The following is a 10,311-nucleotide window of genomic DNA, read 5'->3' as shown; positions in this document are numbered from 1 at the left end:
CGCGCAGCGGGTGGCTGAGCTGGAGAAGCGCATCGCCACTCTCACCCGGCTGCGCGACAGCCTTGTCCACCGCATGCCCTGGCCGGCGGCACCTGACGACACCGCAGACGAGCGGGCCACCTGATAACGAGGTGCCGCGGACTTTCGGCAGGGCGAGCACACCATCCAACGCGCCGCGCACCACGCCCGCGACGCGCGGCGGACCAGGCACACCGCGGCCGCCGTCAGCGAGTCCCCCGTGGCGGTGGGGCCGCTGGTCAGTGGGACGAGTGGATCGTCATCGCGATCATCGGTTCTGTGTTGGGGGATGGGAGCTTTGTCGTCGAGGTGCCGATCACCTGTGGTCGGAGGGTTCCGATACGGGGAGGAGCCGGGCGAGGGCCTGGCGGGCGCGCTTTTCCTCGCCTGGGTTGTTCAGCTCCACGGCCAGGTCGAGGGCGGCAGTGTGCAGGCGTACGGCCTGGCCGGGGTCGCCCGTGGTCGCCGCGACCTCGGCCAGGTTGTTGAGTGCCTTGGCCTCGCCTCGCCGGTAGCCGAAGCGCCGATACAGCTCCAGCGCCTGCTCGTGATGGTCACGGGCCTCGGCGTGGCGGCCCAGCCGGGTGCAGGCCACCCCGAGATTGTCCAGGGCGTCGGCCTCACCGCCTCGGCTGTCGATCTCCCGGGACAGCGCCAGCGCCTGGCGGTGCAGGTCGGCCGCGCGTGCGTACTGGCCCAGCCGCTCGTGGACGATGCCGAGGTAGTCCAGCGTCACGGCCTCGCCGAAGCGGTCGCCGATCTCGCGGAACAGCTCGAGGGCGCGCAGGTTCGCCTCCCTGGCCCGCTCGTGCTCGCCTTCGTCCGTACTCACCTGGCCTATGCCGACCAGCGCCCGAGCCTGACCTCGCAGATCCTCTGATGTACGGCAGGCGGCCAGGGCTCGTTGGAAATGGTCACGGGCGACGTCATGGCTGCCCTGCACCTGGTGCACCCAGCCGAGATCGGTCAGTGCCCGCCCTTCACCGGTCGGATCCTCGCGGCGGCGGGCGGCCTGCAGTGCCTTGCCGTACAGAGCGAGCGCATCGCCGTGGTGGGCGTGGTCGTAGAGGTAGCGGTACAGCGTGGTGGCCAGCAGGCCGGTGTGCGTCAGGTCGCGATCGGCGGCCAGGACGAGGTTGGCCCGTTCGGCGTCCAGCCAGGCCAGTGCCTGCGGCGCGTCCTGGAGGGGGACCGGCGGCGGCGCGGTTCGCTCGATGCGCGGTCGCCGGTGGGCGCTGTCGGGGTAGAGCACGTCCATGGCGGCCGACGCCGTGGACAGCTGGTGGCCGAGCAGCCGGGTCAGCGCCGCCTGCCCGACATGCGGCGGCTCCTGCTCGGCGGCGAGCTGCGCGGCGTAGTGGCGGAGCAGGTCGTGGAAGGTGTAGCGGCCGAAGGCGCGCTGCTGGAGCATGTGCGCATCCAGCAGGTCCTCCAGCAGGTCCTCGGTGCGTTCCACCGGGAGATCGGCGAGCGCGGCGGCCGCGTGGGGTTCGATGTCGCGGCCGGGATGCAGCCCGAGCAGGCGGAAGAGCCGCTGCTGGTCGGCGGTGAGCTGCCGGTACGACAGGGTGAACGCGGCCGCCACGCCGCGTTCCGACCTGGCCAGCTCGGTGAGCCTGCGGCGCTCGTCCCGCAGGCGTTCGGCGAGGTGGGCGACGCTCCAGCGGGGGCGGTGCCGCAGGCGGGTGGCGGCGATCCGTACGGCCAGCGGCAGGAACCCGCACAGCAGCAGGACCTCCGCGACCGCCTCGGGTTCGGCGGCCGCGCGCTCGCCCGCGATGCCGGTGAAGAGCGCGACGGAGTCGGGCAGGGGCAGCACGTCCATGGACAGGGTTCGCGCGCCGTCCAGGTCGGTGAGCCGCTGGCGGCTGGTGATGAGCACCAGGCTGTTCGAGGCCCCGGGCAGCAGGGGGCGGATCTGGGCGGTGTCGGCGGCGTTGTCCAGGACCAGCAGCACGTGGCGGCCGGCCAGCTCGGCCCGCCACAGGGCGGCCCGTTCCGTCATGGACGCGGGGATGCGCTCGGTCGCCACACCGAGCTGCCGCAGCAGTGCCTCCAGTGCTTCCGCGGGCCCGAGCGGGCGCTGGCCCGCCGTGTGGGCGTGCAGGTCGATGAAGAGCTGGCCGTCGGGGTAGCGGTCGGCGAGCCGGTGCGCGGCGTGGACGGCCAGCGCGGTCTTGCCGATGCCGGCCATGCCGTCGATGGCGGCGATCGTCACCGCTTGGGAGGCGCCCTCGCACAGCTCCACCAGCTGGACGGAACGGCCGGCGAAGTCGGCGATGTCGTACGGAAGGAACGCCGCCACCGGCCTGGGCATCACGGGCCTGGCCGCCACGGGCCTGGTCGCGGTGGCGGACGGTTCGGCCTGCGCGAGCCGGACGTCGGCGGACGTGGCGGGCTCCGTGGGCCGGATGCCGGTAGCTGCGGCGGGCTCTGCGGGCCGGATGGCGGTGGCCGTGGCGGGCGTCGCGGGGCGGGTGACGGCAGACGCGGGTGGGTCACCGCGTAGCACGGTCTCCTCCACAGCCAGGAAGGCGCGGCCCGGATCAAGTCCCTGCTCCTCGGCCAGCCTGCGGCGATAGTCACGGCCGACGGCGAGCGCGTCCGCCTGACGCCCGGCGCGGCACAGGGCCAGCATCAGCTGTCCGGCCAGCCGTTCCCGTAAGGGATGCGCGGCCAGCTCGGTGGCCAGCAGGTCGATGAGCTCCGCGTGCCTTCCGGCGGCCAGCTCCAGCTCCACCAGCCGCTCGATCGCGGCCAGCCGCTGGTCCTCCAGCCGGGCCCTGGCGCCCTCGGCGAAATGGGCCTGGACGTCGGCGAAGGCGGGCCCACGCCACAGGGCAAGCGCTTCCCGCAGCGTCCGCACGGCCGCGCCCGGCCCGGCGGCCGTCTCGGCTGCGAGCTCGGCGTCCGCCTTCGCCACCAGCCTGGCGAACTCCCGCAGGTCGAGCTGCCCCGGCCCCGGAGTGATCACGTATCCCGCCGGCCGGGTCTGCACCAGGTGGACCGCGTCCGCGGCGCGCAGCGTACGGCGGATCGCGGTCAACGCGGCGTGCACCTGCGCACGGGCCGTGTCCGGCGGCGTCGGCCCCCACATCGCGTCGATCAGCCGCTCGACGCTCAGCACGACGCCGGCATGCAGCAGCAGGTAGCCCAGGAACGCGCGGTGACGCGGGGCCAGGGCGGGAAGCGATCGGTCACCGGCTGACACCTCGACCGGGCCGAGGATCGTCAGCCGCACATCCACCCGCGAATCATACATTTGCCCCTTTGGTAACAGAGGCCCCCATAGGCGATGCATCGACATCGCATCGCGATCGTATGGATCGCCCTCCCCATGCTGGTCACATCAGCCGATCACCACGCATGAGGAGGCTCCCATGCAGGCACGCATGAAGAACCCCGCCCTCGTCCTCCCCGGCGCCATGAAGGCGCTCCTGGACCTCGGCAAGGCCGCCGACCAGGCCGGGCTGCCCAAGGTCACCGTGGACCTGGTGCTGCTCAGGGCCAGCCAGATCAACGGCTGCAGCGTCTGCGTCGACATGCACGCCAAGGACCTGCGCAAGGCGGGCGAGAGCGACGAGAGGCTGTTCGCCGTGGCGGCGTGGCGCGAGGCGCCGTACTTCACCGACGCCGAGCGCGCCGCGCTGGCACTGGCCGAGCAGGTCACCCGGCTCGCCGATGGCGGCCAGGTCGGCGACGAGCTGTGGGACGAGGTCGCCGACCTCTACTCCGAGACCGAGCTCGCCGCGCTGATCATGACGATCTCCACCGTCAACCTGTGGAACCGCCTGAACGCCTCCACCCGGCAGATCGCGGGTGCGGCATGGTAGCGGTCGCGCTCGTCACGGGCGCGAACAAGGGCATCGGTGCCGAGATCGCCCGCCAGCTCGCCGACGCGGGAGTCACCGCGATCATCGGTGCCCGTGACGAGGAGCGGGGGCGCGCCGCGGCCGAGCGGCTCGGCCTGCCGTACGTACGGCTCGACGTCACCGACGCGGCCTGCGTCCGAGCCGCGGCAGAGTGGATCGAGCAGGAGTACGGCAAGCTCGACATCCTGGTCAACAACGCCGGGATCACCTTCGACGACGGGCCGCCCAGCCAGGCCACCACCGCGCAGGCCCGCCAGGTCTACGAGACGAACGTGTTCGGCGTCATCGAGGTCACCAACGCGATGCTGCCGCTGCTGCGCCGCTCACCCGCGGGACGCATCGTGAACGTCTCCAGCGAACGCGGCTCGATCGGGCGCACCCTGGACCAGTCCCATCCGCTGTGGCCGATGCTCAACCTCGTCTACTGCTCCTCCAAGGCCGCCCTCAACATGATCACCGTCTCCTACGCCAAGGAGCTGTGGGACACCCCGATCAAGGTCAACGCGGTCGACCCGGGCTGGGTCAAGACCGACATCAACCACAACGAAGGCATCAAGACCCCTGAAGAGGGCGCCGCCCCGATCGTGGCCATGGCCCTGCTGGACGCCGACGGCCCCACCGCCGCCTTCGTCCAGCACGAAGGCCCTCTTCCCTGGTAACCCCAGGTGATCCCGTAAGGAGACGACAGCTATGGATCTACGTCATGCGGTCCGGGGGCGTGTGCTGCTTCCCGGCGAGGACGGGTTCGACGAAGCGGCCCGCCCGTGGGCGGTGGGCGTCCACCAGCCGGTGTCCGCCGTCGTCGAGGCCGAGGACGCGGCGGATGTGGCGGCGCTGGTGCGGTACGCCCGCGAAGCCGGGCTGACGGTCACCGCCCAGCCGTCGGGCCATGGCGCCTCGGGCGACGCGCAGGGTGTGATCCTGCTGCGCACCGGCCGCCTGGACCGGGTGGAGGTCGACGCGCGGGCGCGCGTCGCCCGGGTCGGCGCCGGAGTGCGGTGGGGCCGGTTGCTGGCCGAGACCGGCAGGCACGGCCTCACTGGGCCGGCCGGCAGCAGCCCGGCCGTGACGGTCGCCGGGTTCGTCGCCGGCGGCGGCGTCTCGTGGTTCGGCCGCATGTACGGCTGGGCCGCCGACTCGGTGCGCGCCTTCGAGATCGTCGACGCCGACGGCAAGCAGGTACGGGTCACCGGCGACTCCGACGCCGACCTGTTCTGGGCGCTGCGCGGCGGCGGCGGCGACTACGCGCTGGTCACCTCGATCGAGCTGGCGCTGTACCCGGCGCCCAGCGTGTACGGCGGGCGCATCACCTGGCCGGCCGCCCGCGCCGGTGCGGTGTTCGACGCCTTCCGCCGGATCACCGCGGACGCGCCACGCGAGCTGTCGGTGTGGATCAACCGGATGGCGCCGCCGCCGCCCGCGCCGCCGCTGGTCACGGTGGACGTGACCTACCTCGGCGGCGACGCCGAGGCCAAGGCGCTGCTGGCCGCCTTCGACGAGATCGGCGGCAGCCTCTCCGACAGCCGCGGCTCCATGGACATCGCCGACCTGGGCACGATCGCGGCCGAGCCGGTCGAGCCCAGCCCCATGCTGGCCCGCACCGAACTTCTGACCGACCTGCCGGTGCAGGCCCTCGCGGAGGCCGAACTCGCACCCTTGCTGAACCTGCAGGTCCGGCATCTCGGCGGGGCGCTGGCCGAGGCCGATCCCGCCGGTGGCGCGGGTGGCGCGCTGGCGGAGCCGTACATGCTCTACCTGCTCGGCCTGCGGCTGCCCCACCTGGCCGATGCGGTACGGGCCAGGCAGGCGGCCCTGGTCGAGGCGCTGGGCCAGGCGGTCAGCGGCCGCAAGCCGTACACCTTCCTCGCGCCGGCGGACGACGCCGCCCAAGCCTTCCCCGCCGACACCCTGGCCCGGCTGCGCGAGATCAAGCGCCGGCGCGATCCCTACGGCGTCTTCCGCGCCAACTTCCCCGTCCTGGACTGAAAAGAGCACCAACATGCTGAAAATCGCGACTGCCGCCGCGCTGGTGGCCGCCCTGGCGGCGGCACCGGCACCCGCCGACGCGGCGACCGGCAGGTGGGCGGCGGCCTGGGCGACCGGCGTCCAGCAGCCGTCGGCCGACGTGTGGTATCCCACCTGGGCGGAGAAGGGCTTCGCCGACCACTCCGTACGGCAGGCGGTCCGGGTCACCGCCGGCGGCTCGGCGGTCCGGATCCGGCTCTCCAACGCCTACGGCACCACCCCGCTCCAGCTCACCGGCGCCAGCGTGGGCAAGGCCGGCGCGGGCGCCGCCGTACAGGCGGGCACGCTCCGCCCGCTGACCTTCGCACACGCCGCCTCCGTCGCCGTCCCCACCGGCGGGCAGGTCGCCAGCGATCCCGTCCGGCTCGCGGTCGAGCCGGGAGAGCGGCTGACCGTGACGCTGTACTTCCAGGGCGCCACAGGACCGGCCACCTACCACAACCTGGCCATGGCCACCTCCTACCGGGCCTCCGGCGACCACACCCGCGACCTCGGCGCGGCCGCCTTCGGTGAGACCAACAGCTCCTGGTTCTACCTGTCCGGAGTGGACGTGTACGGCGGCGCGGCCGCGGTGGCGACCTTCGGCGACTCCATCACCGACGGATACGCCGCCACCCAGGACGCCGACGACCGCTACCCGGACGCGCTGGCCCGCAGGCTGAACGGCCGGCGGCCGGTGCTCAACCTCGGCATCGCCGGCAACCGCCTGCTCAACGACTCGGCGTGCCTGGGCGAGCGCGGGCTGACGCGCTTCCGCTGGGACGTTCTGGGCCAACCTCGCGTCAAGACCGTGATCGTGCTGGAGGGCATCAACGACATCCTCCTGGGCATGCAGGACCCCACCCCCTGCACCACCCCCGTGGTCAAGGTCAGCGCCGCCGACCTGATCGACGGCTACCGGCGGCTCATCCGCACCGCCCACGCGCGAGGCGTCCGGGTCATCGGCGGCACCCTCCTGCCGGCCGGTCTCCCCGGCGAGGCCGAGGCCGTCCGCGACGCGGTCAACGCGTGGATCCGGACCGGCGGCGAATTCGACGCGGTCGCCGACTTCGAACGCGCGGTCGCCGACCCCGCCGACCTCGATCGGATCCGGCCGGCCTTCGACAGCGGAGACCACCTCCACCCGAACCCCGCCGGCTACCGGGCCATGGCCGACGCCGTCGACCTGCACACCCTTTGAGGGCTGGGTGATCAGCGCCGGGGATAATGCGCCTTGGCGTAGTCGTCCCGCGCCTTTTCGCACGCCTCGACCTCCGCGCCCGGTCGGCAGTCGATGTAGACGGCTGTCACCGGCCGGCACATGTCGCTGCCCGAGCCGACGCTGTGCGCGTGCCGGCATCTCTGGTACTGGATGTCGCCTTCGATGCAGAAGCGACGAGCGATCTTCGCGCCGTTGACGCTCCGCGTCTGGCAGGCGCGGTAGACCGGGGCGGCATCGGCGCAGATCTTCCCGCCGCCCCGATAGAGGCAGGCGGCATACCTCGCGGATCCGTCGCACCGGAGCGCCGACCTGCCCAGGAACCGGCAGTACCGGTAAGCCTCCCCGACAGGCTCCGCGCCCTCGGCGCACGTGTTCGGCAACGGCCGGATCACGTCGGCACGGCGGCAGTCGGCCAGGAAAGCCTGCTGGTCGCGGTGGAGGGCGTCGCTGTCGCGGCACCGGCGGCCGGCGAAGCCGGACGCCGCGCAGCGCTCGTACGTCGCCTCTTCCTTCTCGCATCCCTTCTCGTCGGGGACGTCCTCGCAGGACTTCACCAACTCCGGGTCCTTGGTCTCCCGTGCGCTCGCGACCACGGGCGCCGCCGTGGTCCGGGACTCGCGTTCCGGGCTCACCTCGTCCGTGCCGTGACTGAGATATACGGAAGCCGCGGCCACGGCTATTACCGCGAGGACGCCGTATAAGCGGGCCCGCCTGCGACGGCTTTCGATTGTCATCGTCACGCTTTTTTCTGGATAGCCCGCTCGATTCCCTTGCAGATCATGCCACAAACGTTGCAGCGAGACCGAGCTCCTGATTTCGGGCGGCCGAAAACAGGAGCTGGTAAACGGAAATAGCCTAGGGGCGATCCCGTACATAAGGTGGACGCCTGCCATTCCGCGCGCGAAAGGGTGACGATGATCGAGACATTGTTCGATGAGGACTATTTCCGTGACCCGCATCCCGTATTCGCGCGGCTCCGCGAAGGGCGCCCCGTCTATCGCACCGCGACCCCGCAGGGTGTACGGGTCTGGGTGGTGAGCCGGTACGAGGACGTCAAGGCGGCCTGCACCGACCCGCGCCTCAGCAAGGACTTCACGAACAACCCGGACATGATCAAGTCGAACGAGCTGGAGGGCGGCGACAGCAGCGGCTACGAGGCCGTGGTGCCCCACAACATGCTCTTCGTCGACCCGCCCGACCACGCGCGCCTGCGGCGGCTGGTGGGCAAGGTGTTCACGGCGGGCCGCGTCCAGGCGTTGCGGCCCCGTGTCGAGCAGATCAGCGCGAGCCTCCTCGACAAGGTGGGCCCGGAGTTCGACCTGCTCCACGACTACGCCGTGCCTCTGCCCGCCATGGTGATCGGAGAGCTGCTCGGCATCCCCGAGAACGACTGGCCGCAGCTCATCAAGTGGTCCAACACCACCATCGAGGGCGCCGTACTGGATCCGCAGGTGGTCGTGCGGGCCGCCACCGAGTTCATCACCTATCTCGGCGAGCTCTGCGAGGCCAGGCGGGCCGCGCCGGCCGATGACCTGTTCAGCGCGATGGTGCAGGCCCAGGACGAGGAGGGTGCGCTGAGCGGGCGGGAGCTCGTCGACACCGCGTTCCTGCTCACAGTCGCCGGCCACGAGACGACCGTGCACCTGATCTGCAACGGGGCGCTCGCGCTCCTGCGCCACCCCGACCAGCTCGCCAAGCTCCGCGCGGACCCCGGGCTGCTGCCGGCGGCGGTCGAGGAGTTCCTCCGTTACGACGGGCCGGTCAGCACGTCCACCCTCAGGTTCACCAAGGAGCCGGTCACCATCGGCGGCACGGAGATCCCGGCGGGACAGCTCGTGCTGGTGTCCTTCCTGTCGGCCAACCGGGACGCGGCGCAGTTCGCCGACGCCGATCGCCTCGACGTCACCCGCGCTCCGGGCCAGCACGTCGCGTTCGGCCACGGCATCCACTACTGCCTCGGCGCCCCGCTGGCCAGGACCGAAGGCGCGGTGGCCTTCCGCCACCTGCTGGAGCGTTTCCCCGGCCTGCGGCTCGCCGTCCCCGAGGAGCGGCTGGCCTGGCGTCCGGGGCTGCTCATGCACGGCCTGACCGGCCTCCCCGTACGGAGCTCATGAGGCGCGGTGAAGCACGCCGAATTCGACGCTTGTGTCCGGGTCGTGAATCATGGAGGGCCGAGTGGCTGAAAGGTGCTGTGCATGCGTTACCGTCTGCTGGGCCGGACCGGGCTCAGGGTCTCCGAGCTGTTCCTCGGCGCGATGACCTACCGCGAGGTGTCGCCGGAGGCGCGGCGCATCCTCGACCTGTACGCCGAGTCCGGCGGCAATGTCGTCGACACGGCCTCCATGTACGGCGAGAGCGAGAACGTCGTCGGCGAGCTGCTCCAAGGACGCCGTGACCGTTTCGTCCTGGCCACCAAGTACACCGGCACCCGCGACCGCACCGACCCCAACGCCGCCGGCAACCACCGCAAGAACCTCGTGCTGTCGCTGGAGCAGAGCCTGCGCCGGCTGCGTACCGACTACGTCGACCTCTTCTGGGTGCACGTCTGGGACCGGCACACCCCGATCGAGGAGACGATGCGCGCGCTGGACGACGCCGTCCGCGCCGGGAAGATCCTTTACGCCGGCATCTCGGACGCCCCGGCCTGGCTGGCCAGCCGGGCCAACACGCTGGCGGAGTGGCGCGGGTGGACGCCGTTCGCGGGATTGCAGGTGCCGTACAGCCTGCTGCGGCGGGACGCGGAGCGGGAGCTGCTGCCGATGGCGCAGGCGTACGGGATGAGCGTGACGGCGTGGGGGACCCTCGAGCGCGGCGTGCTGTCGGGCAGGTACAACGAGCCCGGCGCGCCGGCCTCCCGCGTGTCGCCCGACTCCCTGAGCGAGCGGGACCGGACGGCGGCGCGCGCGGTCGTCGAGGTGGCCGGCGAGCTGGGTGTCACGGCCTCGCAGGTGGCGCTGGCCTGGGTGCTCGGGCGTGGGGTGCATCCGATCGTCGGGGCGAGCAGCGTGGACCAGCTCAAGGACAACCTGGGGGCCTCGGGGCTCGTGCTGCCCGAGGAGGCGGTGCGGCGGCTGGAGTCGGCGGTGGAGTTCGAGCTCGGCTTCCCGCGTGACTTCGTCGAGGAGGTGGATCGGAGCCCGGCCATCTACGGCGATGCCGTCCACCTGCTGGACGGCCGCTGACCGCCAGACCCCC

Annotated in this window: 8 protein-coding genes; 6 read left to right on the top strand and 2 right to left on the bottom strand. The window is 72.0% G+C overall.

Translation table 11 applies throughout. The features are described from left to right. Positions 1–334: 334 nt before the first annotated feature. The gene (locus ACIHFD_RS61840) at positions 335–3,265 is read right to left on the bottom strand and encodes an AfsR/SARP family transcriptional regulator (protein ID WP_397374930.1); all 2,931 of its coding nucleotides are present in this window, start codon (positions 3,263–3,265) and stop codon (positions 335–337) included. A 133-nt stretch (positions 3,266–3,398) separates the two neighbouring features. Between ACIHFD_RS61840 and ACIHFD_RS61835 the strand changes: the two genes are divergently transcribed. From ACIHFD_RS61835 to ACIHFD_RS61820, 4 genes are read left to right on the top strand one after another with little or no spacing between them, the layout of a single operon-like run. After that, positions 3,399–3,851, top strand: a complete 453-nt coding sequence (locus ACIHFD_RS61835) for a carboxymuconolactone decarboxylase family protein (protein WP_350726930.1) — start codon at positions 3,399–3,401, stop codon at positions 3,849–3,851. After that, positions 3,845–4,549: an SDR family oxidoreductase gene (locus ACIHFD_RS61830; RefSeq protein WP_397374929.1), complete on the top strand. Its 705-nt coding sequence runs from the start codon at positions 3,845–3,847 to the stop codon at positions 4,547–4,549. The genes ACIHFD_RS61835 and ACIHFD_RS61830 overlap by 7 nt, the downstream gene beginning before the upstream one ends. Positions 4,550–4,580: 31 nt before the next feature. Next, the gene (locus tag ACIHFD_RS61825; RefSeq protein ID WP_397374928.1) at positions 4,581–5,876 is read left to right on the top strand and encodes an FAD-binding oxidoreductase; all 1,296 of its coding nucleotides are present in this window, start codon (positions 4,581–4,583) and stop codon (positions 5,874–5,876) included. Positions 5,877–5,889: 13 nt separating this feature from the next. Then, on the top strand, positions 5,890–7,095 hold the full coding sequence (locus ACIHFD_RS61820) for an SGNH/GDSL hydrolase family protein (RefSeq protein WP_397374927.1): 1,206 nt from the start codon (positions 5,890–5,892) through the stop codon (positions 7,093–7,095). An 11-nt stretch (positions 7,096–7,106) separates the two neighbouring features. Here ACIHFD_RS61820 and ACIHFD_RS61815 read toward each other — a convergent pair whose 3' ends face one another. Next, positions 7,107–7,850: a hypothetical protein gene (locus ACIHFD_RS61815; RefSeq protein ID WP_397374926.1), complete on the bottom strand. Its 744-nt coding sequence runs from the start codon at positions 7,848–7,850 to the stop codon at positions 7,107–7,109. Positions 7,851–8,030: 180 nt separating this feature from the next. On the opposite strand from ACIHFD_RS61815, the gene ACIHFD_RS61810 reads away from it, so the two are divergent. Together ACIHFD_RS61810 and ACIHFD_RS61805 are read left to right on the top strand one after the other, a co-directional pair. Next, on the top strand, positions 8,031–9,230 hold the full coding sequence (locus ACIHFD_RS61810; RefSeq protein ID WP_397374925.1) for a cytochrome P450: 1,200 nt from the start codon (positions 8,031–8,033) through the stop codon (positions 9,228–9,230). 81 nt (positions 9,231–9,311) lie between these two features. Beyond that, a complete protein-coding gene (locus tag ACIHFD_RS61805) occupies positions 9,312–10,298 on the top strand; it encodes an aldo/keto reductase (protein ID WP_363972620.1) in 987 nt (328 codons plus the stop codon). Positions 10,299–10,311: the final 13 nt, after the last annotated feature.

The sequence above is a fragment of the Nonomuraea sp. NPDC051941 genome (assembly GCF_044593615.1).
This window is presented reverse-complemented; position numbering and strand designations above follow the sequence as displayed.